At 47.4% G+C, this 23,184-nt stretch carries 27 protein-coding genes and 1 riboswitch; of the genes, 11 read left to right on the plus strand and 16 right to left on the minus strand.

The window, feature by feature from the left end; translation table 11 throughout:
- Nucleotides 1–3 precede the first annotated feature (3 nt).
- Nucleotides 4–106, minus strand: a riboswitch (purine riboswitch).
- From QYF49_RS13035 to QYF49_RS13100, 14 genes are all read right to left on the minus strand, one after another.
- Nucleotides 104–727 (minus strand): DUF1989 domain-containing protein, encoded by a 624-nt coding sequence (locus tag QYF49_RS13035; protein WP_290400015.1) that lies wholly within the window; start codon nt 725–727, stop codon nt 104–106. It overlaps the preceding riboswitch by 3 nt.
- 12 nt (nt 728–739) lie before the next feature.
- A complete protein-coding gene (locus QYF49_RS13040) occupies nt 740–1,423 on the minus strand; it encodes a cyclase family protein (protein ID WP_290400016.1) in 684 nt (227 codons plus the stop codon).
- Between the two features lie 12 nt (nt 1,424–1,435).
- Nucleotides 1,436–3,244, minus strand: a complete 1,809-nt coding sequence (locus QYF49_RS13045; RefSeq protein ID WP_290400017.1) for an adenine deaminase — start codon at nt 3,242–3,244, stop codon at nt 1,436–1,438.
- Between the two features lie 4 nt (nt 3,245–3,248).
- Entirely contained in the window at nt 3,249–3,527 is a 279-nt protein-coding gene (locus QYF49_RS13050) for a EutN/CcmL family microcompartment protein (protein WP_290400018.1), read from the minus strand.
- Between the two features lie 12 nt (nt 3,528–3,539).
- Nucleotides 3,540–4,268 (minus strand): hypothetical protein, encoded by a 729-nt coding sequence (locus QYF49_RS13055; RefSeq protein WP_290400019.1) that lies wholly within the window; start codon nt 4,266–4,268, stop codon nt 3,540–3,542.
- Nucleotides 4,269–4,270: 2 nt separating this feature from the next.
- Nucleotides 4,271–4,549 carry a BMC domain-containing protein gene (locus QYF49_RS13060; protein WP_090232655.1) on the minus strand — a complete coding sequence of 93 codons (279 nt, stop codon included), beginning with the start codon at nt 4,547–4,549 and terminating at the stop codon, nt 4,271–4,273.
- 2 nt (nt 4,550–4,551) lie between these two features.
- Entirely contained in the window at nt 4,552–4,881 is a 330-nt protein-coding gene (locus tag QYF49_RS13065; protein WP_290400020.1) for a BMC domain-containing protein, read from the minus strand.
- Nucleotides 4,878–5,816, minus strand: a complete 939-nt coding sequence (locus QYF49_RS13070; protein ID WP_290400021.1) for a hypothetical protein — start codon at nt 5,814–5,816, stop codon at nt 4,878–4,880. Before QYF49_RS13070 ends, QYF49_RS13065 begins: the two co-directional genes overlap by 4 nt.
- Nucleotides 5,817–5,831: 15 nt before the next feature.
- Nucleotides 5,832–6,095 (minus strand): BMC domain-containing protein, encoded by a 264-nt coding sequence (locus QYF49_RS13075; RefSeq protein ID WP_290400022.1) that lies wholly within the window; start codon nt 6,093–6,095, stop codon nt 5,832–5,834.
- A 19-nt stretch (nt 6,096–6,114) separates the two neighbouring features.
- Nucleotides 6,115–7,455, minus strand: a complete 1,341-nt coding sequence (locus QYF49_RS13080; protein ID WP_290400023.1) for a UbiD family decarboxylase — start codon at nt 7,453–7,455, stop codon at nt 6,115–6,117.
- Nucleotides 7,452–8,021, minus strand: coding sequence for a UbiX family flavin prenyltransferase (locus tag QYF49_RS13085; protein WP_290400024.1), 570 nt, complete (start codon nt 8,019–8,021; stop codon nt 7,452–7,454). Before QYF49_RS13085 ends, QYF49_RS13080 begins: the two co-directional genes overlap by 4 nt.
- A gap of 6 nt (nt 8,022–8,027) precedes the next feature.
- Nucleotides 8,028–8,618, minus strand: coding sequence for a cysteine hydrolase family protein (locus QYF49_RS13090; protein WP_290400025.1), 591 nt, complete (start codon nt 8,616–8,618; stop codon nt 8,028–8,030).
- 15 nt (nt 8,619–8,633) lie between these two features.
- Nucleotides 8,634–10,112, minus strand: coding sequence for a dihydroorotase (locus QYF49_RS13095; protein ID WP_290400026.1), 1,479 nt, complete (start codon nt 10,110–10,112; stop codon nt 8,634–8,636).
- 85 nt (nt 10,113–10,197) lie between these two features.
- Complete coding sequence (locus tag QYF49_RS13100) at nt 10,198–11,526, minus strand: nucleobase:cation symporter-2 family protein (protein ID WP_290400027.1); 1,329 nt, start codon at nt 11,524–11,526, stop codon at nt 10,198–10,200.
- Nucleotides 11,527–11,815: 289 nt separating this feature from the next.
- On the opposite strand from QYF49_RS13100, the gene QYF49_RS13105 reads away from it, so the two are divergent.
- The 8 genes from QYF49_RS13105 to ade all read left to right on the plus strand — a co-directional run bounded on the left by QYF49_RS13105 (nt 11,816) and on the right by ade (nt 20,547).
- Entirely contained in the window at nt 11,816–12,298 is a 483-nt protein-coding gene (locus QYF49_RS13105) for a (2Fe-2S)-binding protein (protein ID WP_290400028.1), read from the plus strand.
- Nucleotides 12,288–12,893: a nucleotidyltransferase family protein gene (locus QYF49_RS13110; RefSeq protein ID WP_290400029.1), complete on the plus strand. Its 606-nt coding sequence runs from the start codon at nt 12,288–12,290 to the stop codon at nt 12,891–12,893. The genes QYF49_RS13105 and QYF49_RS13110 overlap by 11 nt, the downstream gene beginning before the upstream one ends.
- On the plus strand, nt 12,893–13,777 hold the full coding sequence (locus QYF49_RS13115) for an FAD binding domain-containing protein (protein WP_290400030.1): 885 nt from the start codon (nt 12,893–12,895) through the stop codon (nt 13,775–13,777). Before QYF49_RS13110 ends, QYF49_RS13115 begins: the two co-directional genes overlap by 1 nt.
- Entirely contained in the window at nt 13,767–16,079 is a 2,313-nt protein-coding gene (locus tag QYF49_RS13120; protein ID WP_290400031.1) for a xanthine dehydrogenase family protein molybdopterin-binding subunit, read from the plus strand. Before QYF49_RS13115 ends, QYF49_RS13120 begins: the two co-directional genes overlap by 11 nt.
- Entirely contained in the window at nt 16,072–16,893 is an 822-nt protein-coding gene (locus tag QYF49_RS13125; protein WP_290400032.1) for an XdhC family protein, read from the plus strand. Before QYF49_RS13120 ends, QYF49_RS13125 begins: the two co-directional genes overlap by 8 nt.
- On the plus strand, nt 16,890–17,207 hold the full coding sequence (locus QYF49_RS13130) for an XdhC family protein (RefSeq protein WP_290400033.1): 318 nt from the start codon (nt 16,890–16,892) through the stop codon (nt 17,205–17,207). The genes QYF49_RS13125 and QYF49_RS13130 overlap by 4 nt, the downstream gene beginning before the upstream one ends.
- Nucleotides 17,208–17,371: 164 nt before the next feature.
- Entirely contained in the window at nt 17,372–18,718 is a 1,347-nt protein-coding gene (locus QYF49_RS13135; RefSeq protein WP_290400034.1) for an NCS2 family permease, read from the plus strand.
- 77 nt (nt 18,719–18,795) lie between these two features.
- Entirely contained in the window at nt 18,796–20,547 is a 1,752-nt protein-coding gene (gene ade / locus QYF49_RS13140) for an adenine deaminase (protein WP_290400035.1), read from the plus strand.
- 55 nt (nt 20,548–20,602) lie between these two features.
- Here the strand turns inward: ade and QYF49_RS13145 are convergent, their stop codons facing one another.
- Nucleotides 20,603–20,842: a hypothetical protein gene (locus QYF49_RS13145; protein ID WP_290400036.1), complete on the minus strand. Its 240-nt coding sequence runs from the start codon at nt 20,840–20,842 to the stop codon at nt 20,603–20,605.
- Nucleotides 20,843–20,990: 148 nt separating this feature from the next.
- Here QYF49_RS13145 and QYF49_RS13150 point away from each other — a divergent pair, with 148 nt between their 5' ends.
- From QYF49_RS13150 to QYF49_RS13160, 3 genes are all read left to right on the plus strand, one after another.
- Nucleotides 20,991–21,200 (plus strand): hypothetical protein, encoded by a 210-nt coding sequence (locus QYF49_RS13150; protein ID WP_290400037.1) that lies wholly within the window; start codon nt 20,991–20,993, stop codon nt 21,198–21,200.
- A gap of 62 nt (nt 21,201–21,262) precedes the next feature.
- Nucleotides 21,263–21,616, plus strand: a complete 354-nt coding sequence (locus QYF49_RS13155) for a DUF2512 family protein (RefSeq protein WP_290400038.1) — start codon at nt 21,263–21,265, stop codon at nt 21,614–21,616.
- Between the two features lie 231 nt (nt 21,617–21,847).
- Nucleotides 21,848–22,825, plus strand: a complete 978-nt coding sequence (locus QYF49_RS13160; RefSeq protein WP_290400039.1) for an aldo/keto reductase — start codon at nt 21,848–21,850, stop codon at nt 22,823–22,825.
- Nucleotides 22,826–22,846: 21 nt separating this feature from the next.
- Here the strand turns inward: QYF49_RS13160 and QYF49_RS13165 are convergent, their stop codons facing one another.
- Nucleotides 22,847–23,164: a LapA family protein gene (locus QYF49_RS13165; protein ID WP_290400040.1), complete on the minus strand. Its 318-nt coding sequence runs from the start codon at nt 23,162–23,164 to the stop codon at nt 22,847–22,849.
- Nucleotides 23,165–23,184: the final 20 nt, after the last annotated feature.

Below are 23,184 nucleotides of genomic sequence, written 5' to 3' on the forward strand. Positions count from 1 at the left end.
TGCAGAAAAGAAGATCGATTTCATAGCGTGGAGAATTTAAGGTCCTCCGGTAGACACTTTCGATCCGTATTACCGAAACTATATGAAATCTTTCTTTTTCTAATCATCGCTCTTTCGTTAACACTTGAAGCATTAAAGACGTAACCGAAAAACCGTTAACCGGGGCCATGTCCTGTGAACAGGTGGAACAGGCGGTGACCACATCCTCCAATGCCTTCAACCTGATAAAATCCCCTGGCTTCGACAGAGGCTCAGCAATGACATAATCTCCTTTATCATCCAACACATTGTTCATGAACCAGTTGATCGGATCCGGTACAGGAAGGTGGCCAAGCGAATATGTTCCTAACGCTTTAATCAAATTATCATGGCAGTTTGGATGATCTTCAAGCTGGAAGTCTACTTTATAGCGATAATAGTCACATGCCGGAAAAAAGAAATCGTGCTTGCCTACCGTGTCCTGCAAAAGCTGCATGAGCGGCCTGCGGCGGTTGCTGTACAGAAAATCTCCTTCTTTCAGACGGATGCTGCTTAAGCTCGCCCTCATATGGACCGGTGAGACATGCTCACTTGGATCCTGGAGAGAAAAACAGACAAAGTCACCGACCTGCTTTCCTTCCATGTCGATGATCACGAGCTCCTCACCAGCTTTTACGAGTGTGCTTCTTGCTTCATATGGAGGTATAACCACCTCTTCTTTGATTCGGTATTTGTGGTCAATAGGCATTTTTTTCCCCCTTTATTCTATAAAAACAGCAACCGCCCGAACCGGCGACCCCGTTCCTTTCCGTATCCTCAGAGGCAGTCCAAAATATAGAAAACGCATGCCCGCAACCTGGTCAAGATTGCAAAGATTTTCAGTGTTGGTGATGCCGTATTCCTTACAGATCAAATGGCCCGAGTAATTCGTGTCGAGCGGATGATCGATGGCCGGGGCATCAATTCCGATGTTAACTACCCCTTTTTCAGCAAGCCAGCGTGCTCCGCTGTAATCGAGGCCTGTATAGCGAGTCAGCCATTCCTCCGTTCCGTATGAACGGTTGTAATGGCCGGTATACAACAAGCAAATATCCCCTTTTTGCAAAATTTGGCCCGAAGCATTCAATGCGTTATCCAACTCTCTGGGGGTAATGTACTCTTCCGGCTTAACTTGAGACAAGTCCAGGCATACGGCAGGGCCATAAAAGAAATCCAATGGCATCTCGTCGATATACTTTCCATCAGGATCGTATTCGTACGTTGCATCACTGTGGGTAGGGCCGTGTTCATTGATCAATAAATTGTTGGTAGCGAAAGGAAAGCCGATCTTCCGAATGCTTTCTTCATGAGAAATGTTGGGAAAAATCATCGTTTTTTGATGAAGCGGAAAAACCGGCATACCCTGATAGATTTCTTGAGACAAATCTACAAGTTTCACACCCATAGACACCCCTCCTTACAGTACTGTAGGAATGACCTGGAATCGATCGACATCAATGAGACCCATGTCTGTAATCTTCCACTCCGGGCTCGTAACGAGCGAGAGGAATGAAAGATGCATAAACGGAACATGGATTCCACAGCCAAGTTCTTCTTTAGTAAGCCGGTGGAGCTCTGCAATCTTTTCACTGACCTCCATGCCGGTCATCTCATCCGTCATCAAGCCGCCGATATTGAGAGCCATGTCCCCTACTACTCTTCCTTCATTGATTAATGCGAGGCCTCCGTTCATGGCTATAACTCTGTTGACCGCGGTCACCATGTCTTCATAGTTCGTGCCGCAGACGATAATATTATGTGTATCATGGGCCACGCTTTCTGCTATAGCCCCTCTTTTCAGTTTAAAGCCATGTAGAAACGTTTTCCCGATCCTGCCGCTTCTGCCATGACGTTCGACGACTGCGAGGGGCAGGACGTCCTGCTGAATACACGGCTGGACGATGCCGTCCTTGACCTTCAGTTCGAACTCCCTTGCACCTGTAAGATTTTGGTCAGGTATCACTTCGATGGCCCTGACATTTGCTCTTGACGACTGCGACGGAAGCACCAAATCGTTTGTTTTAAGCGGTTTTCTTTTTACCGAGCGCTTCACACTGTCAGGATACGTGTAGGCAGGGATTTCCACTGTCAGCCTTTGCTGTTCTGCTGCCTTTTTCCCGCTCAGATACACTTTTTCAACCGTCATGTTGATAAGGTCACTGATTACCGCAATATCTGCACGCTTTCCTGGTGTCAGCACCCCAATATCCTTGAACCCAAAATGAGTAGCCGGATTGATCGTCACCATCTGAATCGCTTCCACCGGATCAATTCCCTGTGCGATTGTTCGTTTGACGATCTCGTTCATATGGCCGGTTTTCATCAAGTCCTCCGGAACCATATCATCGGAAACAAGGATAGCTCGCCTTGAATCCATTCCTTCTTCTTTAATTGCCCGTATGCACTCTGCCATGTTCCGCTGGGAAGAACCTTCCCGCATAAACACACTCACGCCAAAACGGAGCTTCTCCACCATTTCTTCCTTCGTTGTCGTCTCATGGCACGAGATATGAGTTCCCCCACTGATGATGTGGGCAGCGAGTTCTTCACCAAACAGAGCCGGAGCATTTCCCTCCACTGTCTTACCGATGCTTTTTGCGTAGGATACCGAGGCAATCAGGTCATCGATCAATTCAGGCGCGTTCTCGAACACAGGCCTGACATTGCTGAACCCCTGTATTTCACCGATGCCTTGAACATGTGGATCGTTCAATAGTGTCTTCATTTCGGCTGATGTCACATCCTGGCCTGCCGTCTCCAACCCAGGAGCATCGGGAGTCAGACATGGTACGGTAAACAACACGGTGTTTGGAAGAGTCTTTGCCTCACGCACCATCTCCCGCATACCTTGAACACCGAGAACATTCCCGATCTCATGGGGATCGGCGACCAGTGTTGTCGTTCCTGTTGGAATGGAAAGCTTGGAGAATTCCGTGACAGTAAGCATCGCACTTTCAAAATGCATGTGAGAATCAATAAATCCAGGGGTGATATAGCATCCGGACACGTTCTCGACCTCTGTGGCAGGACCAATCAATTTTTCACAGTCCCCGACCATCAGGATGTACTCCCCTTTCATCGCCACATCGGCCTGATAGATCTCACGGGTTATGACATTAATAAACTGTCCGCCTTTCAGGACGATATCTGCGAATTGATTGGCATCAAGCAGCACATCAATGAGTTTTCGCCACTGGATGGCTTCTTTAATACCCTTTGTATCCATGATCTCAACCTCCCGACCTTTCCCAGTCTAGGCTATCTATAATTCCGACGATGGCTGCATCAATGGGAGCATCCTTGTCGGCTGCAGCGCGAGAAGCCATACTCCCGGTCACATACAAGACTTTTTCGCCAACTCCTGCACCCACCGTATCGACAGCGATGATCGGTAAATACTTCAGCGTATCATTGGTGCCGATCGGCTGGGTAATGAGCAGCTTCGATCCGATCAGCTTTTCATCTTTTCTGGTCGCTGTGACCCGCCCAACCACTAAACCCATTTGCATGGCGTCCGCTCCTTACTGCCTGCAGATTTTTATACCGTATTGTTTTGCTGCATCCGCCGCCAGCGGAGTGATGATGGTTTGATCACCCGCCATAAGAAATTTCCTCTGTGTTTTTGCGGCAGCCAATATATCCGCTTCCGTTATGACAGACTGCGGTTGCCTTCCGCCATTCATCCAGGAGCCAATACCTTCTCTCTCTCTCAGCAAGGTAACACCCAGCTTCTTTAACTCAAACAGTGATTGTTGAAGCTCTGTTTTTAAGTATCCCGGACCTTTATGCAGTTTCTTACTTTTGAACACTTCATGGTAAGGATCGCTGCCGCATGACAGAGCAGCCACTTTTTTACCGCTTAATAAAGCTTGCAGTATGATACGTACAAAATCCCGCTGGTCATTAAAACGCAAGATATCGGCTGCAAGAGAAAAGGAAAGTACAGGTATAAGGATGCCATCCGCCATTTCCAGCCTTTCCTCTGTCAGACTTGAACTCGGATACCAGGCATCATGATTGATATCCACGGCGAGACGATCTTTCGAGTAATGGCGGAACAGCGTTTTCTCAGTGAATACTTCCAGTCTTATTTTGCTCGTGCCTGCTTCACGAAGAAGTTCAAGGCCTTCTTCCATTCCAGCAAAATGATAGGTTAGCAGGGAAAGCACATAGGGGGCTTCTTCTCCAGGCGGGCAAAGCATCTTCAGTAAAATATTCTTGACGAGTGCGCTCTGCCTTGGGTCATGCACCTTTACTCTCCTTTAGAAAGAAGGGCTCTTTCGATTTCACTATGAGGGCGCGGAATGACATGTACAGAGACGAGTTCTCCCACCCGGCTCGCCGCACTGGCACCCGCATCAGTGGCAGCCTTTACTGCTCCTACATCTCCTCTAACCATAACTGTTACAAGGCCAAACCCTACTTTTTCATAGCCGCAGATCTCAACGTTCGCTGCTTTTACCATGGCATCTGCTGCTTCGATCGCCCCGACAAGGCCTTTGGTTTCAATCAAGCCTAGAGCTTCTCCCATTTTCATTCCTCCTGGTCTCTTTGGTTTGCTGACGCTAAGGTAAAGGCTGACAGAAGTCTTTCAGCCACATTGGAATGGGTTCTTGGTATAACATGTGATGATATAACGGTACCTACCCTTTCCGCCTCTTTTTTGCCCGCCTCCACAGCAGAAGCTACAGCGGCTACATCTCCGCTCAAATGCAAAGTAACACCAAGAGCGCCCTGGACCCCGATCACCTTCTCGATAGCCGCTATCTTTACATCGGCCGCTTTCACAGCCGCGTCTGCTGCTGAAACGGCTGCGCAATACCCTACTGTTTCAATCATGCCTAATGCATACAATGGTTTCACCGTCCTTCCTCGTTTCTCGAATCCAGCATCCGATAAACATCTGGCAGGAAGCTGGAAAGAAGCTGCTGCGGCCCATAAAGTAAAAAGTAGCCTTCTTCTATTTTGGACCGGATATTCAAGCTTGATAGTTTGGCAGAGATGGGAAGAAGGAGAGCAATAGCCTCGTAACGCGGCATTCCTTCTACGATTGCAAGCGATTCTCTTGTACATGAGACGTCAAGCTGTTTAATGAGCCAAGTTCCCGGCTGTTCGATATAAAATCGTTTGATTTTTTTTTCCGACTGATGGTCCAACGTTTGAAACAGGGTTCGAATGGCTGTTTCAAGTGCCGTGCTTTCGTTAAGATAAAGTTCGAGAAGAAATGGATTCCTGCCGTTTTTATCCCATTGGATGTAATATTTTACATCTGGATACTGTGACAGCCATTCCTGGATAAGCACAAGCTGACCCGGTGAACAAGCAACGGAAGAAAAGACGGCTACCGCTTTTGCCGGGATCGGCCGATGGAACCACTCTATCATTTGTGGCTCCAGGTTCGTATAGAGCCAGACAGAGATGCCGTTTTTTGTTTTGCCTAGAGATTTTGCTGATGGTCCAGTATGAAGCGGATCCGCCACTTGATTTTTTTCTGTTAGATTACGGGATGGAATCCCTTGGGAAAGAGAAAGGACCTGAAGCCTCGATACGAGCTCATTTGACTGATCCTTGCTAAACGGTCTTTGCCATTGTTTTTCTCTTCCAGCAGGAGGAACAGCAGTGCCCCCCAAACGTTTTTCCTTTTTCAGTCTTTGATAGTTGGGGCGGTATAGCTCGGGCACATTCTGTTTATAAGAGGTATCCTCCATCACTTCATTCGGCTCTTGTTTCCCTTTAACGGACGAGGGAGTATTGGATTTTAAAACCTCCTGTACGATGGCTCGCATGAATTCTGACATGGGGCCTCACCTCCGCTAAAGAATTTTGGTTAACTCTGGATGAGGCCGGGGAATTACATTTGAAGAGATCAGTTCTCCTCCCGTCTGGATGTGGGCCTGCCTCCCCACTTCGATGGCAGACGACACAGCAGCTACATCGCCTTCAATTATAACGGTGACAAGGCCAGATCCTACTTTTTTGAAGGCTGTCATTTGTATGTTTGCAGCTTTTGCCATGGCATCAAGCGCTTCAATCGCAGCGGTCAGCCCTCTTGTTTCAATCATGCCGATTGCATTCACTCACGGTCCCCCCCTTGGTTTATATATAATCTTTAAGATCAATCGGCCCGAACGGTACAGAAGTGCGTTTGAACGATTCCTTATGAGCGAGCGGAACCGTAGCGTCAATTCCCATTTTAGCTGTGACTCCCCGAACATTGTGAGACGACTCGAGTGGAGATCCTTTTGCACCCGGTACAATAAAAATATCCTGATCGGCCTGGACTCTTACCGCCATCGCCCATTCCACATCCTCGGGGTCAAAGATATCGACATCTTCATCGACTACAATCACGTGCTTTAAGTCTTTATCACTCGCAAAAGCTGCAAGCGCTGCTTGCTTTCCGTCTCCATCTGATCTCTTCTCAATCTGAATGACCGCATGGAACCTTGCTACCCCGCCCATCGTAATATGAACTCGTTTGACGTTCGGTACGGTCTGTCTTACCGTACTGAGCAATGTAGCCTCCCGGACAAGCGCCATCGGCAGCCGCTCTTCATAGCTGGAGGGAAAGATAGTCTGACAGATCGCATGGTTGCGATAGGTTACTGCTGAAAACTCAATGACTGGCTGCGGAGCTCTTGCTCCATAAAACCCTGCAAGCTCTCCGAACGGCCCTTCCATTTCCCGTTCATGGGGAATGATCCTGCCCTCCATGACGATTTCCGCTTCTGCCAAAACTTCAAGATCCACCGTTTTGCATCGCACCACTTCAAACGGCTTGCCGATCAACGCACCGGCAACATCGAGTTTGTCAGCATGATACAGATGGGTGCTGATCTGAGAGCTGAGCACCACCGCCGGCACCACGCCAAACATGACAGCGACCTCCAGCGGTTCATCACGCTCTTCAAACGTATAAAACTGATGCAGAAGTTCAGGTGAAGTAATGAGTACGTTTGTCCTGTTTCCGCCCAAAAATTGCATCCTTCTGATGGAGGTATATCTTTTTCTTCCACTTGGATCCTTTACGACGAGAATACCCGAAACGTAATAGGCGCCCGAATCCTCTCCATGATAGGTCGGAATCGGAAAGAGCGAAGCCAAATCCATCGGCCCAAGCACCACATTTTCCTGAACGGGTCCTTTTTCGATCAGGCGGGTTGGGATGGGAGAGACAATTGAACCAATAATCTTTGGGACGAATTCATCCGGTGTGATGCCGATGCTGGCTGCGAGCAGATCCCTGTCTCCGCCGATCCCTCCTGCCATTGGAGATGAATAGCCCTTCACTTTTTCAAAATAGAACGGCTGGCTTCCCTGCCTGGAATTAAGGACCGCGCCGAGTTCAAACAAAGGATCCACTTCTTTTTTAATCCGGATGAGTTTCCCCTCCCCTTCCCATTGATCGAGAAGGGAGCGCAGTGAAGAAGGGTTCACGCTTTCTCCCCCCATCTCCTGAGAAGTTCATGATCGATGCCCAACATGTCCAGAATCCGGCCGGACATAAAATTAATCAGCTCCCATATCTCTTTCGGTTTATGGTAGAACCCCGGTGATGCCGGCATGATGCAGGCGCCCGCTTCGGCAAGCCTTGTCATATTCTGAAGATGGATCAGATGAAACGGAGCTTCCCTTGGAACGACGATGAGCTGCCTCTTTTCTTTCAGCATGACAGAGGCGCAGCGGCTCAGGAGTGTGTCCCCGACTCCATTCGCCATCGCTCCCAGCGTGTTCATGGAGCATGGAACAACGACCATCCCATCATTTAAAAAGGATCCGCTCGCCACAGAGGCAAAAAGGTTCTTGTTGCTGTGTACTTCGGCATATTGCTTCACGGTTTCCATCCTGACGCCGCACTCAAACTGCAAGACCTTCTCTCCCATTTCGGTTACGATTAGATGGGTTTCCATCCCGAGCTGGTGGAGGGCACGGACGAGCGAGTATCCGTATAGTGACCCGCTCGCCCCCGTTATTCCTACAACGATCCGTTTGTTTCGTCCCATGGCAGATTAGACGACCTGGCTGTTTTGGGAGAACTTTTTCTTGGCAGCCGCCATGTATTCTTTGGTCGTCATGATATCGCCGAATAGTTCGATATCACGGAGACCGGATTCATGCATGGAATCATCTTTTGAAGCTGTGGAGTCGGACAAACAAATGACATTGTAGCCATGATACAATGCATCAGAGCCTGTGCTTCTTACACAAACATTGGTCCAGACACCGGTAAGGACAACCGTATCAATCTCTTCTTCACGGCAGAACAGGTCAAAATCAGTATAGCTGAACGCACTATGCCGCCTTTTTTGAACGATATAATCTCCCTTGCTCTCATCAGGCTGCAATTCAGGGATAAACTGAGATCCCCATGTCCCTTTGACGGCATGAACCGGCCGTACCCTGAAATCACGGTCGTTCTTACGGTGCGCTTCTTGCACAAAAACGACCTGGATATTTTCTTCATGGCAAAAGTCGACTAGTTCTTTAATGGCCGGTACAATTTTTTCGCCGTTTTTGCATCGGAGGGCCGCTTTTTCTCCGATAAAGTCATTGAGCATATCAATAACAACGACTACATGCTTCTTGCCTCTCAGTTCCATATACGGTCTCCTCTCTTACTTGCTTTTTTCTAGTTCTTGCCGGCCTGACTTTGGAGCTTCTGCTCTGGAAGTTTCATACTTTTCATACTTTAACGTCCGATCAAGGCGCTGGATGCTCTGCCGTTTAACGTACTCTCCATAACCAGCTTCACCTACAATCCCGCCATCTTCATAGTGATAGACCATGTTGCCCCGTACAATCGTCTGCACCGGACGCCCTTTGAGCTTGATGCCATGAAGCGGGTTATACTTCGCCATCGATTCGGTCTGTTTCTCATCGATTTCCCACTCGCAATCAAGATCGATGACTGTGAAGTCCGCATCACTGCCGATCTCCATCGCTCCTTTTTTCGGATAGATGCCATAATGGATCGCTGCGTTCTTACTTGTTACTTCAACAAAGCGTGACAAGGATAACCGTCCTTTGTTCAAACCTTCACTGACGAGAATCGGCACCATCGTTTCCACTCCTGGAATGCCCGGGAAGCTGTTCCAGATCGTTGAATCCGCTGCAGCTTTTTCAGTTGCAATCTCATAAGGCGCGTGATCAGTACCGACAAAATCAATCGTTCCATCAGCCAGTGCCTGCCAATGTGCCTGATTGTCATCTTTGCCACGCAGCGGCGGAGCGATCTTGGCAAATGTTCCTCTCTCACTCATGGAGTCCTGCGCGTTCAGCATCAGATAGTGCGGACATGTTTCGGCTGTTACCTTTACGCCGCGTTTCTTAGCTTCACGGACGAGCTTGACCCCTTCCTTCGTACTCATGTGAACGACGTGGACCCGTGCATCGGTCGCTTCTGCATAGCTGATGATCAGCTCGATCGCCACTTTTTCAGCAAGAGCCATCCTTGCCTCTGCCCATGCCGGACCGTCTTCCCGCCCCTCCTTCTTCAACTTCTCCGTATAAAAGGTGCAGATGTCATAGTTTTCTGCATGAACACCAATCGGCATGCCGGTTTTCGCAACCTTTTGAAAGATCTCAAGCATCTCTCCATCGGATACCTTTGGGAACGTCGGCACTGACGGCGTCATGTAAACCTTAAACGCCACAACTCCTTCGTCGATCTGCGGATAGATGTTATCGATCCAGCCGTTCCTCGCGTCTTCCCCGGTCATGCCGCCCCAGAAGCAATAATCGATGTATGCCTGTCCCCGAATGGGAGCGATTTTTTTCTGGAAGCTTTCACCGTCCCGAACGGAGGGTTTGGAACAGCAAGGCATATCGATGATCGTCGTAAGCCCGCCCGCCGCGGCAGATCTTGAACCCGTCGCAAACGTCTCACGGTGAGTGAAGCCTGGATCCATGAAATGCGTGTGCGGATCAATGCATCCAGGGACGACGAGCTTTCCTTCCATGTCGAGTACCTTGTCCGCTTTTAGAAAATGAATGTCATTGCAAAATCCTGTGATTTTCCCTTCGTTCACGAGAATATTGGTAATTACCGTACGGTCTCCTTGTGGAATCATTGCATTCTTTAAAATCAAGTCCATTTCTGTCGCTCCTTTTTTACGTATTCAGGACAGAACCAGAGAAAAGGGGGCATTGTTGACATGCCCCTGATCGTGAGCAGCCAAACTATTGAGCCTCTGCAGAAGCATCCGTTTTCAGCTGTTCCATCCTTTCCTGCTCATTTATATTCATAGACCTAAAATTAAATACTAGATTTAGCAAAATTGCCGTTAAACTTCCAATCACAATCCCGTTTTCGACGAGAAGCCTGACACTGTCCGGGAGCTGGCTGAACACCATGGGAACCACTGCTGTCCCAAGCCCTATCCCTACAGAACAGGCGACGATCAGCAGGTTCTCATTGCTTGAAAAATCAGCCTGAGAAAGCATCTTTACGCCAGAAGCGATCACCATCCCGAACATCGGAACCATCGCACCGCCAAGGACAGCCGTTGGAATGATCGTCGTCAGCGCTGCGATCTTTGGAAGCAGTCCGAGAATGAGCAGTAACCCTCCCGCCGCAATAACAACGTTTCTCGTTTTTACTTTCGTTAAAGCAACAAGCCCAACATTTTGAGAGAACGACGTATAAGGAAACGAGTTGAAGATGCCCCCGATCATGACCGCCAGCCCTTCGGCACGAAGACCTTTTTTAATATCCTCTGGCTTTAGGTCTCTTTCACAGATGTCACTTAACGCAAGAAAGACACCGGTTGATTCAATCATGCTGACGATTGCAACAATGGTCATCGTCAGGATCGCTGAGAAGTGAAATTCAGGCACACCAAAATAGAACGGCTGCACAAGGTGGAACCAGGAGGCATCCTTTACGGGTGCAGCATCTACGAGACCCATGAAAGAAGCCAGAAACGTTCCCGCAATCAGTGATATAAGAACAGAGATTGCGCGTACATATCCTTTGGAAAACCGGTTGATCAGAATGATGAGCACAAAAGTAAAACTCGCCAAAGATAAATTTTCAAGGCTTCCGAAACCTTTCGAACCGAGGCCTCCAGCTGCATTATTCATCGCTACCGGTATGAGCGATACACCAATAATGAGGACCACGGAACCGGTAACAATCGGCGGGAAAAATTTCAGGATCTTTCCTACAAATTGGGATAGCACCATAACAACGAGCCCTGAAGCAATAATCGCTCCATAAATGGCGGTAATTCCCTCCAGCTTTCCAATGGCGATCATAGGAGCGACGGCCGTAAACGTACAGCCCAGGATAATGGGGAGCCGTATCCCGAAGTGCCTGCCTCCGAGAACCTGCAGCAAGGTAGCGATCCCGCAAGTAAACAGATCAATAGAGATGAGATAAGCAAGCTGCTGCGCGTTCATTCCGATCGCTGGCCCTACGATGAGCGGTACAATGACCGCTCCTGCATACATGGCAAGAACATGCTGAAAACCAAGTACTCCAACTTTCCATTTTTGAAGTGCTGCCATTTTGATGACCTCCTTGATGTAGTTTTGAAGCCAGTCGTTGTTAGTGTCATCACCCCCTTTAAAAAGATGGAATTTTTTTGATGCGGCATGTAAAGGGCTTGAAGTGGACAGTAAACGCATCAAAGGGCATGTAATCGCCTTGGTAAACTCTCAAAAATTGGATGCAACTATGAAAATAGGAATGTTTTTTTGAAACTCTACTATATTTGTACAAACTGACTTTTAATCAACTACCATCCATTAAGTAAACAAGCCAAATTGTCCATTCATTATATGGGGAGGGTGAACATTGAAGACCATTGATTTTTGCGTAAACGGAAAGAATGTGTCAGTCATTTGCAGTCCGGCAAAGACTTTGCTTGATGTGCTGAGGGAAGACGCCGGATTAACAGGAAGCAAAGAATGTTGCGGAAAAGGAGAATGCGGCTCCTGTACTGTTCTGCTCAATGATGTGCCAGTTTGTTCATGCTTGGTGCTGGCAGGACAGGTTGAAGGAGAACGAGTGGTCACAGTGGAAGGAATTGGAACGAAACAGGCGATGGATCCTGTGCAGCAGGCATTTGTGGATGAAGGAGCAACCCAGTGCGGGTATTGCACACCTGGTCTGATTGTAGCTTCACGGGCGTATTTAACTTCCATCGGCCATGTTCCGGGCCTCGATGAAATCAAACGGGCGCTTGGCGGAAATCTATGCCGGTGTACCGGCTATACTAAAATTCTGCAAGCCGTCCAGACGGCCGCTGCCCGACAGCTTTCATCCCGTGAGCTCTAGCACGCCTTCCCTATCAGCCATCGTGCTTGGCGCAGGCCGTTCATCAAGAATGAGGACATTGAAAGCACTGCTTCCATGGAAAGGTACCTCACTCATCCGCTTTCAAACCGAAACACTGTTAAACGCCGGAATATCAGACATTGTGGTTGTTCTAGGATTCAGGGCAGCAGATTTATCAAACGAGCTCAGCTCCTACACTATAAAAACAGTGATGAACAAAGACTATCATTCTGGGAAATGCTCGTCCATCAAAGCTGGATTGGCAGCCATAACTCAACCTTCTTCAGGTGTCATCATATGTGCGGTCGACCAGCCGTTATCATTGAATGTCGTTAGAAACTTGTACAAGCTCCACACGAAACACCCTGCCGCGATTATCCTTCCCTCCTTTAAAGGAAAACGCGGACATCCCCTGCTTATCCCGAAGTCTCTTTATGATGATCTGCAGGACATTAAGGAGCAGACACAGGGACTGAGGCACTTGGTCAACACCCGCCGGAAAGAAATCGTAACTGTCGAATTGGATGAACCAAGTATTCTTTTAAATCTAAATGAACAAGCCGATTACCAGGAGGCCTGTTGGGAGGATTCGTAATGTTTGTTTCAGAGATTGATATGCTGTCGCCTCGTTCTCTAAAGGAATGTCTTTTTATCCTGGAGAACGAAAAATCAAGCCTCCGCCTCTTAGCCGGGGGAACAGACGCCGTCGTGAGGATGAAAGAAGGAAAATGGCGGCCTGACTACTGGGTAAACCTTAAACATGTGGACGAGCTTCGTTTCATAACCATACAAAAAGATGAAATTCAGATCGGACCTCTCACCACTCATTCTGAAATCATAAACTCCCCTCTTCTACAGGCTCATGCCGACGTACTCGTACAAGCCTGCCAGGAAATTGGAGCCACCCAGATGCAGAACATGGGGACCATTGGAGGCAATATCGCCACAGCCTCTCCTGCAGGTGATACGATTCCTGCTTTATATGCACTTGGAGCGGTGATCGAACTCACCTCATTATCCGGTAAACGAATGATAAACGTGGAGGACTTCTTTATCGGACCCGGAAAAACCGCAGCCCAGCCCAATGAGATCATCTCCAAGATAGCATTTAACGTCCGCGGTAAAAATGACATCGGTATCTTTCAAAAGCTTGGTCCACGGAAAGCGCAGTCGATCTCCATCGTGAATGCAGCTGTTACTCTTTCCATGAAACAAGGCACGAAAGAGTGCACAGGGGGCCGTATCGCTTTCGGTTCAGTAGGCCCTACGGTTATCCGGGCAAAGAAATGCGAGGCGATGCTGACATTGGGCCCGCTTACAGACGAAATGATCGCCAATATTGGCAGGGTCGCCTGGAAAGAAGTCATGCCAATCTCTGATATCCGGGCCTCAGCGTCATACCGAAGGGATATGGCTAGCGCACTTCTTGAACGCGGACTTTACCGTTTATTGAAAAGGTGGGCAGAACATGAAGAATAGCCATTTTAAGTACGTGGGTAAAAGGATTCCCAGGATTGACGGGCCTGAAAAAGTGACGGGCGAACTGAAATACATGACAGACTACCAATTTGAAAACATGGTATGGGGTAAAGTGCTGCGCTCCTCATTTCCCTATGCAAGAATCAAGCATATCGACACCTCCAGGGCAGAAGCTCTGGCGGGAGTCCTTGCTGTTCTGACCCATAAAGACATTCCAGGCTTTAATGGCTTTGGGATTGTCGTGCCTGACCAGCCCGTGCTGGCAAGTGACGTGGTGCGCTGTACAGGTGATGCCATTGCGCTCGTTGCAGCAGAAACTCAGGAAATTGCAGAACACGCTCTCTCGCTCATCCATGTCGATTACGAACCGCTCACTCCTATTACTGATGCCGAGTTTGCAATGACAGACCGAGCCCCTTTTCTTCATGAGAGCGGAAACATCCACAGTCATGTCACCATCAAAAATGGAGACACAGAGAAGGCATTTTCTGAAGCGGATATTATTCTTGAAAACACCTTCTATTCCCCTCGCCAGATGCATGCTTTTATTGAAACAGAAGGTGGCTGGGGTGTGCTTGAGCCGGACGGGATGCTCACCATCCGCTGTCCGGGGCAATACGCATACCGCGACCGCCTTCAGATCGCCCGCGCACTCGCTTTAAACCCGGCAAGGATTCGGGTGATTTCAAATCCAATAGGTGGCGCTTTTGGAGGAAAAGATGAGATTACCGTACAAATTTATTTGGCGCTCCTCGCCCTCCATACTGATGGGCGTCCGGTTAAAATCCATCTCAGCCGGGAAGAGTCGGTCATTGCAGGAATCAAACGCCATCCCTTTAAAGTACAGATGAAAACAGCAGCAAGGAAAGACGGTACAATCATCGCCAACCAGGTCCGAGCTGTAGCTGACACGGGAGCATATGCTTCATTAGGAGGCGCCGTCATCGCTCTTGCGATTGAACATTGCTGCGGGCCTTACAAGATTCCAAACGTTGACTTAGAAGGATTTTGCGTTTATACGAACAATGGCATCTCAGGAGCCTTCAGAGGCTTCGGTGTCAATCAGGTTTGTGCAGCGATAGAAACCCATATGGATATGCTGGCTGAGAAGCTGAACCTTGATCCTATTGAACTCCGGAAAAAGAATGTGTACCAAAAAGGCGATACATCGAGCATCGGCCATGTACTGAAAACAAGCGTCGGCACACTCCAAACGCTGGAAACTGCAGAAAAATGCGAGTTATGGAAGAACCGCGCTCTCCATAAAAAGGACATAAGCGAGCCTTGGAAAAAACGAGGAATCGGTCTCGCCACCTCTTTTCACGCGGTCGGCATGGGAATTGGACTTCCTGACTATGGTGCAGCCACCCTAGAATTGATGCAGGATGGAACATTTAAAGTGGGAGTCGGCTGTGAGGACATCGGCGGGGGCAACGGCACTGTTTATGCGCAAATAGCCGCAGAACTGCTGAATTGCAGCATCTCCAGTATTTCTGTCGTTCAAGGGGATACCTCTGAAACGATTGACAGTGGTACTGTTACAGCTTCTCGTTCTACCTACACCGGAGGCAAAGCGATTGCCGCTGCTGTTCCTAATATGATTCGTCTTCTGACCGAGGCGGCAGCAGAGATTCATGGAGTCATGCCGGAGAATGTGCTCATGGGGGACGATGAGCTTTATGCATTGAAAGAAGATGGAGAAAAAACCGTCACCTATAAGGATATCTTTCATTACCTCTATGAAAAACACCGCCCCACTAAAGTGGAAGGCCACTTCATGCTTCCAAAAGAGCAAGAAGAATTCAAAGGTTCCGGCGGAGCACCTCACCATCTGTATGGCTATTTAACACACATTGTCCTTGTGGAAGTAGATACCATGACAGGAGAAACTGACGTACTGCGGGTCGTATCCATTCCCGATGCCGGAAAAGTTCTTAATCCGCAGGGCCTTGAGGGGCAGGCAGAAGGTGGAGCTGTCATGGGGATCGGTTATACGTTATACGAGGATGTTCTTATGGAAGCCGGATACCACAAGACGACAAATTTCACTAATTATATCCTCCCTACGATAAGGGAAACTCCAATCATTGAAACGTTCCCAGTTGACAGTGCTGAGGAGACCGGTCCTTTCGGAGCGAAAGGAATTGGTGAGGTAGTCATGATTCCCATAATCGCAGCGATCACGAACGCCATATACGATGCAGCCGGAATTCGCATTAAACATCTTCCTGCTACTCCGGAACGAATTTTTGCTGCATTGAAAGAGCAGGAAGCCTCCACTCCGGTGAACTTAAATGAATAAACAAGAACTCTATCAAGAACTTTCAGCAGCGATTACAAAAAGAAAACATGTTTCTCTTGTAACGATCACAAGGGCAGCCCGAAAAGAAATGATTGGCAAACGAATGCTGCTCTTTTCACAGGAAGAGATCTACCCAGAAACCGGGATAGACAGAACGCTTGTTTTAAAGCTCGCTGAACTCTGCTTTCCTTTTTTCCGCGAACAGATCACCAGGTCGGCTGTCCTGTACGGAAAGGATGACCCGATCACGGTCTTTCATGAAGTCTTTGCCCCTCCTCCCCATTTAATTATCGCCGGGGCGGGACATGTGGCAGAACCCGTTGCGCATATGGCAAAAATGCTGCGATTTTATACTACTGTAGTAGATGACCGCCCTGAATTTGCCCGTCAAGGGCGGTTTCCTTCTTCAGATGACGTTCGCTGTCAGTCCTTTCATTCTTATTTCCAGTCCGTCCCTCTCAATGAGTTCACCTACGTTCTACTAGTGACCAGAGGGCACCAATTCGATGTCCTCAGCCTTCAGCAGCTTCTCTCCCGGAACGAGAAACCCGCATATATTGGAATGATTGGAAGCAGACGCAGAATTGCTGGGGTTTTTGAACAGCTTCGAACAGATTTTCCTGATGAATCCTTTTCCCATCTTTATACACCTGTCGGACTTGATATCGGAGCCGAAACTCCTGAAGAGATTGCTGTCAGTATTTTTGCTGAGATCCTTGCCGTAAAGAACCGAAAATCCGGTGCTCCTCTCAGCTCGACAATCCGTGAACTGGCGAAAACCGGTTTCCATGAGAGGCGAAAAAGAAAACGATGAAGGAAATCGAATTTATTCAAACACTGCAAAATATTTTTTTTACTGGGGAGCATGCGGCTTTAGCTACTATCGTCCGTACAAGAGGATCGACGCCCAGGAAGGCCGGCTCCAAAATGATCATCTATCCATCAGGAAGGATTATTGGCACGGTCGGAGGAGGCTGTGGAGAGGGTGAAGTCATCGAGAAAGCCTTGAAAGTCATCAACACCGGACAGCCTGTTACTCATGAGGTAGATCTAACGACCGGACTTCTTTATGAGGACGGCGGGATCTGCGGAGGGATCATGGACGTTTTTATTGAACCTTTACTTTAACAGAACAGGAGAATATTCCTGTTTTTTTGTTCATAGGATGTACCAATTAACCTGTCTCACCCTATGTGCAGCGGTTCTATTCTCATCTTTGGAATAAACGTTCCCTTTTTTCCGGTTAATTGAAAGGGTCTAAGGATCCTCAAATAAGAAAAGGGGTGTTTTCCATGTCATCGGCAGGAAAAAGCGCAACAGTCAAAAGTTCCTTGGACAGATTTTTCAAATTAACCCAAAGAAAAACGAACACAAAGACTGAAATTCTCGCAGGCATTACGACCTTTCTGACCATGAGCTACATCATTTTTGTCAATCCCTCCATTCTCGCCGACGCCGGAATTCCAAAGGAAGCCGCTCTTGCCGCAACCATTTACGGCAGTGTCTTCTGTACACTGTTAATGGCTTTATGGGCAAACTTTCCGGTAGCAGTGGCACCAGGCATGGGGTTGAATGCATTCTTCACGTATACCGTAGTGCTTGGTGCCGGATTAAGCTGGCAAACCGCGCTCGGTGCCGTGTTTATTTCCGGTGTGGCATTTTTCCTGTTGACGGTCACCGGGGTTCGGCAAAAGATTGTTGACGGTGTTCCACCGCTATTAAAGTCTTCGATCAGTGTAGGAATCGGATTGTTCATTGCCTTCATCGGCCTGAAAAACTCCGGCATCGTCGTTTCCAATAAAGATACCTTTGTGAGCTTAGGGAAGATTACCGAGACCGGCCCGCTTCTCGCCCTGTTCGGTCTTCTTGTTGCCTCCTACCTAATGGCCAAGAAAAAGAAAGGTGCTTTGCTGATCAGTATTTTACTAACCACAGTGGCCGCTATGATTACAGGCTTTATTGACTATCCGCAAACTTTAAAAGATGTTGCTTCCTTCTCCCTGCCAAGCCTTTCAGAAACTTTCCTTGCGATGGATCTAAAAGGAGCGTTCGCTTATGGCATCTTATCCATTTTATTCTCTTTTACCATTGTTGAGCTGTTCGATAACCTTGCCACATTAATCGGCCTTTCAAGAAAAGCCGGTCTTGCGGATGAAAACGGAAAAATTGAAAATCTTGACCGCGCCCTGCAGGCTGATGCCGTCGGTACGATGGCAAGTGCAGCGATGGGCGGTACGGTAATGAATGCGTATGTTGAGAACGCGACAGGCATTTCTGAGGGTGGGCGCACAGGTCTCACAGCATTAACGGCGGGAGTTCTTTTCTTTTTGACGCTTTTCTTTGCACCACTCATCGCTTTTGTTCCGTCGGTTGCTACAGCGCCGATCTTGATACTTGTCGGAGCCTTAATGCTCAGCGAGATCAAAGCGATCGGTTTTGAAGATTATACCGATGTCATTCCTGCTTTTCTTACCATCATACTCATGCCTCTCACCTTCAGTATCGCGCAAGGCTTGGCTTTTGGCTTTATTTCCTACACGATCTTAAAGCTCATGACTGGCAAGCATAAGGACCTTCACTGGATGATGTACTTGATCAGTATCGCGTTTATAATCAACTTTATATGGGGAAGCCATTAAAGACAAAACCTTTGGGCCGGGATAGCATTAACCCGGCCCATTTCCAAAATCGATTCCGAAAGGGGCTAACATTTTATATGGATATCAATCATCAAGCTCTTTCTCATATCCTTGCCTCCTCTTCTAAGCGTGTTCCAGCTGATCTTGTCATTAAAAACGGGAAAATCATTGATGTATTCAACCTTGCGATCATGGAAGCCGATGTGGCGATCACAGATGGAAAAATCGTTGGCATCGGCCATTATGAAGGAAATAATCAAATCGATGCAGATGGTGCATACATATGCCCAGGGCTCATCGATGGCCATGTACATATCGAATCATCCATGGTTACTCCGCAGGAATTCGCCAGGGTTGTCGTCCCTCATGGGGTAACTACAGTCATTGCCGATCCTCATGAAATTGCCAATGTGAGCGGAAAAGAAGGCATTGATTATATGATAAAAACTTCCGAGCAGCTGCCCCTTGATGTATATATCGCTCTTCCTTCCTGCGTGCCGGCTACACCGTTTGAACATGCCGGAGCGGAACTTAAAGCTCCAGATCTTGAACCATATTACTCTTCTCCCCGGGTGATCGGATTAGGAGAAGTCATGAACTACCCCGCTGTTTTTCAAGGCGACAGCGACATGTTGAAAAAATTGGCAGGCGCCTCCAATTGCTCCCGGCACATCGACGGACATGCTTCTGGTGTGTCTGCAGAAGGCATCAACGTGTATATGGCGGCCGGAATTCGAACGGACCATGAATGTGTGACACCACAGGAAGTAAAAGAACGGCTGATGCGGGGAATGTATGTGATGCTCAGGGAGGGTTCTGCAGCAAGAGATCTTACTCTTCTGCTGGACGCCGTGGAGGAGAAGAACGCCCGAAGATGTCTGTTTGTCACCGATGACAAACATTTGGATGATTTAATCGAGAACGGCAGCATTGACCATAACATCAGACTGACGATTGAAAAGGGATTTGATCCTTTGCTTGCTATTCAGATGGCCACTCTAAATGCCGCTGAATGCTTTGGTTTAAAACAAAAAGGAGCGATTGCACCGGGATATGATGCAGACCTGGTTCTTTTGACGGATCTCACCAGCTTTAAAATTCAACAGGTGTACAAAAAAGGCATGCTGGCCGCTGCACAAGGCGTAATGCTCCCTTTTCAGAACGAGCCCTCAGCTCCACCGCCCGTTATCACGAACAGTGTTCATCTGCTTCGGGTGTCTGAAGAATCATTGTCGATTCCAATGAAAAGCGGGATGGCCAACGTCATTAAAATTATTCCAAACAGTATCGTAACAAAACATGTGACAGAGGAAGTGAGTATTTTGGACAGCTGTTTCAACCCTGATCTCAATAGAGACCTGCTCAAACTGGTTGTCGCAGAACGCCATCACCTGACTGGAAATATCGGCTGCGGAATTCTAAAAGGCCTTGGTATAACTTCTGGAGCCATCGTCTCTACGGTCGCTCACGATTCCCATAATATTGTCGCTGCAGGCACTAATGATCGTGATCTCTTAAAAGCAATTGAAGTGATTGCCGAAATGAGAGGCGGCTTGGCTGTTATTGAAAAAGGTGAAGTACTCGCATCTCTGCCTCTGCCTATTGCCGGTCTTATGTCCGATAAAAATCATAAAGAAGTCTATCAGAAGCTGCAGGAAATTCATTCAGCATTGAAAACCATTGGGTTTACACATGACTTTAACCCGTTTTTGACCTTATCTTTTTTGGCACTTCCCGTCATACCCGAGTTAAAGCTTACAGATATGGGATTGTTTGATGTTATATCCTTTCAGCACATTTCTGCAGAGTATAAAAAACCGCCCTTTTAAGTGAAAAAAGATTCCCAGGAAACATCATGCCTGGAAATCTGTTTCTCAGCTTCTATTACTCGTATTCATCCTCCTGATGGGATGAATGCAGAGAATTGATAAGATCATAATAATCATCCGGTTTTTCAAATTGATCAGGTGCCCAGTTTTGTTTAATCCAAGACGCGACTTCGGGTGCACTTTGAAAAATCTGTCCCGTAGTGTCACTGTCTCGAACGGTATAAATATTGTTATCTACATCGATCGTTACATCGCAAGGAAAGGCTCCATCCTTTTTGTACAAAGAGTACTCCATGGCAACTACCTCCTCCTGAAATAGAATAATTAAGTTATACCCTTTTTCCTTTCTTTTTATGTTGATTTATTGGACGCCTCTCTTCATTCGAATAGAGAATACCTTCTCCGAGCACCCTAATGAGGTCATAGATGAAGGAGGCTTAATCATGGAAAAGAAACAGCAAAAAACAACGGAAACCCTTACAAACGCACCGGAACAAAAAGAGTTTACCATTGCATCAGGGCTGAACCCAAAACATCCCTTGGGGTCAGATGCCTACAGTCCGGGAGATTCGGTGGAAGAACATAAACAGATAGAAAGCACTAACCTTTATCTCAATGAAGGAGAGGTCAGCCAGCAGAACAATAATTTATAGTTATTTCAGGCATAATTTCTTTTCAAACGCAGAAAATAATGAAGTGAAAAGGAGGTTATTTGATGCAAAGTCTATTGCTTAAGATTATCAGCATCCCGTTGATTCTTCTTTTGTGTACGTTTTGGTTTGAGAGTGTTACGTTTAACAAACCGCTTCCCTTCCTCATTATTACCATCACTCTTGCGCCGATCGCCGTTCTAATGGAGTATGTGTTTCTTCCGCGTTTATCTTTTTGGTCCGTGATCGCAGCGGACTTCATCGTCTCCTATATTGTGGTCTATACAATTAGTTCCATAATGTCCGGTGCCTATGTGACGCTATGGGGAACGTTTTTAATCTCACTTGCTTTTACATTGGTCGAGCTGCTTATCCACAGACAGATCGTTGCCGATCATATGAGGCATTCTTATAATTGAAAAATGTTTGAAAAGTGCCTTATGCCACGATGGATAGGTTTCTTTTTCTGCCGAGATTTACCTAAAACCGCTCTTCAGGTCAATCCAATTTTAAATATGACTGTAAAAAGACTGCCGGCTGATGCAGTCTTTTTTTAAATCGGCAGGTTCAAATAAGTTGCAGTCCCGTCCAGTCTTGCCTACAATAACGTTGATTAGGTCACTATTATTCTAAAAGGAAGAGGTAATACGATGCGTACGATGCCTTTAGAGAAACGAGAGATCACTTCAAGCCGTCTGGCATTAGGGTGTATGGGTTTTGGCGGCAATTGGGACCGAAGCCCCATTTCTGACGAGGAAATCTTGAAAACTGAAAAAGCCATTGATGCCGCACTTTCTTCGGGCATCACCATGTTCGACCACGCGGATATATACACGCTTGGAAAAGCAGAAGAAGCGTTTGGCCGAGTATTAACAGGAAACCCAAGCTTACGTGATCAGATGGTCATTCAAAGTAAATGCGGAATCCGCTTTGCTGATGACACCGGACCCGGCCGTTATGATTTTTCTAAGGAACACATACTGCGTTCGGTGGATGGTATTTTGCAAAGGCTTACCGTTGACCATTTAGACATCCTGCTTCTTCACCGCCCTGATCCGCTCATGGAGCCTGAAGAAGTAGCAGAAGCGTTTCAGCAATTAAAAACATCCGGTAAAGTCCTCCACTTTGGGGTATCCAATATGAACAAAGCGCAAATACAGTTTCTTGAGGCCTATTCTGATGAGCGTTTAGTTGTAAACCAGTTAGAGATGAGTCTGAACAAGCTCGATTTTGTTGATCAAGGGGTGCATGTTAATCAACAAGAAGGAACATCCGTCAACTTTGCTGATGGACTAATGGAGTATTGCATGATGGAAAACATACAAATTCAAGCATGGTCTCCTCTTGCGCAAGGTATCTTTTCAGGCAATAAATCATTAGAGTTGTCCGATGCAGAAACAAAGACAAAAGAGCTAGTGGAAAAAATGGCTGCAGATAAAAGAACCACAAGGGAAGCGATTGTTCTTGGATGGCTCATGCGCCATCCAGCAAAAATCCAGCCCGTCATCGGTACGTCGAATGTTCAGCGTATCATAGACGCAGGGGATGCTGTCCGACAGTCAGAAATAATGACACGTGAGGAATGGTATGCCCTGTACGCAGCGTCCAGAGGCAATAAACTTCCTTAACATAAAAAGCCAGCCCCGGGATCAACCTGGGGCCTGGCTACTTTCTCCTTCCATTTTCCGGTCCTCATCCAACACAACTTCTCTTCTCATCGTTTCATGTTTTTTCAAATTTTGTTCCAGACGTTTCACCTTATTTCTAAGCTGAACTACCTTCAGGATTCCAAAGAATCCCACAGCCAATCCGCCAACCGCTGCCGAACCTAAAATAATCAGGACAAGCGGCCATTTTACGGTTCCAAAAATATAATTAAATTCTACATCATTGCCATTAACTACAGCGAAAACGGCGATCAGCAGGGCAAAGAGCAGTCCGAAAATCAAATACCCTTGTGCTTTCATATCTCAGCCTCCTTAGCACT

Source organism: Fictibacillus terranigra (genome assembly GCF_030412265.1).
GTDB lineage: Bacteria > Bacillota > Bacilli > Bacillales > Fictibacillaceae > Fictibacillus_C > Fictibacillus_C terrinigri.

Bases quoted from the DNA above. Each gene is read 5' to 3' on its own strand.
- QYF49_RS13035 (WP_290400015.1), bottom strand. From the start codon at position 727: ATGCCTATTGACCACAAATACCGAATCAAAGAAGAGGTGGTTATACCT.
- QYF49_RS13040 (WP_290400016.1), bottom strand. From the start codon at position 1,423: ATGGGTGTGAAACTTGTAGATTTGTCTCAAGAAATCTATCAGGGTATG.
- QYF49_RS13045 (WP_290400017.1), bottom strand. From the start codon at position 3,244: ATGGATACAAAGGGTATTAAAGAAGCCATCCAGTGGCGAAAACTCATT.
- QYF49_RS13050 (WP_290400018.1), bottom strand. From the start codon at position 3,527: ATGCAAATGGGTTTAGTGGTTGGGCGGGTCACAGCGACCAGAAAAGAT.
- QYF49_RS13060 (WP_090232655.1), bottom strand. From the start codon at position 4,549: ATGGGAGAAGCTCTAGGCTTGATTGAAACCAAAGGCCTTGTCGGGGCG.
- QYF49_RS13070 (WP_290400021.1), bottom strand. From the start codon at position 5,816: ATGTCAGAATTCATGCGAGCCATCGTACAGGAGGTTTTAAAATCCAAT.
- QYF49_RS13085 (WP_290400024.1), bottom strand. From the start codon at position 8,021: ATGGGACGAAACAAACGGATCGTTGTAGGAATAACGGGGGCGAGCGGG.
- QYF49_RS13090 (WP_290400025.1), bottom strand. From the start codon at position 8,618: ATGGAACTGAGAGGCAAGAAGCATGTAGTCGTTGTTATTGATATGCTC.
- QYF49_RS13095 (WP_290400026.1), bottom strand. From the start codon at position 10,112: ATGGACTTGATTTTAAAGAATGCAATGATTCCACAAGGAGACCGTACG.
- QYF49_RS13100 (WP_290400027.1), bottom strand. From the start codon at position 11,526: ATGGCAGCACTTCAAAAATGGAAAGTTGGAGTACTTGGTTTTCAGCAT.
- QYF49_RS13115 (WP_290400030.1), top strand. From the start codon at position 12,893: ATGTTTGTTTCAGAGATTGATATGCTGTCGCCTCGTTCTCTAAAGGAA.
- QYF49_RS13120 (WP_290400031.1), top strand. From the start codon at position 13,767: ATGAAGAATAGCCATTTTAAGTACGTGGGTAAAAGGATTCCCAGGATT.
- QYF49_RS13125 (WP_290400032.1), top strand. From the start codon at position 16,072: ATGAATAAACAAGAACTCTATCAAGAACTTTCAGCAGCGATTACAAAA.
- QYF49_RS13130 (WP_290400033.1), top strand. From the start codon at position 16,890: ATGAAGGAAATCGAATTTATTCAAACACTGCAAAATATTTTTTTTACT.
- QYF49_RS13135 (WP_290400034.1), top strand. From the start codon at position 17,372: ATGTCATCGGCAGGAAAAAGCGCAACAGTCAAAAGTTCCTTGGACAGA.
- ade (WP_290400035.1), top strand. From the start codon at position 18,796: ATGGATATCAATCATCAAGCTCTTTCTCATATCCTTGCCTCCTCTTCT.
- QYF49_RS13145 (WP_290400036.1), bottom strand. From the start codon at position 20,842: ATGGAGTACTCTTTGTACAAAAAGGATGGAGCCTTTCCTTGCGATGTA.
- QYF49_RS13150 (WP_290400037.1), top strand. From the start codon at position 20,991: ATGGAAAAGAAACAGCAAAAAACAACGGAAACCCTTACAAACGCACCG.
- QYF49_RS13155 (WP_290400038.1), top strand. From the start codon at position 21,263: ATGCAAAGTCTATTGCTTAAGATTATCAGCATCCCGTTGATTCTTCTT.
- QYF49_RS13160 (WP_290400039.1), top strand. From the start codon at position 21,848: ATGCGTACGATGCCTTTAGAGAAACGAGAGATCACTTCAAGCCGTCTG.
- QYF49_RS13165 (WP_290400040.1), bottom strand. From the start codon at position 23,164: ATGAAAGCACAAGGGTATTTGATTTTCGGACTGCTCTTTGCCCTGCTG.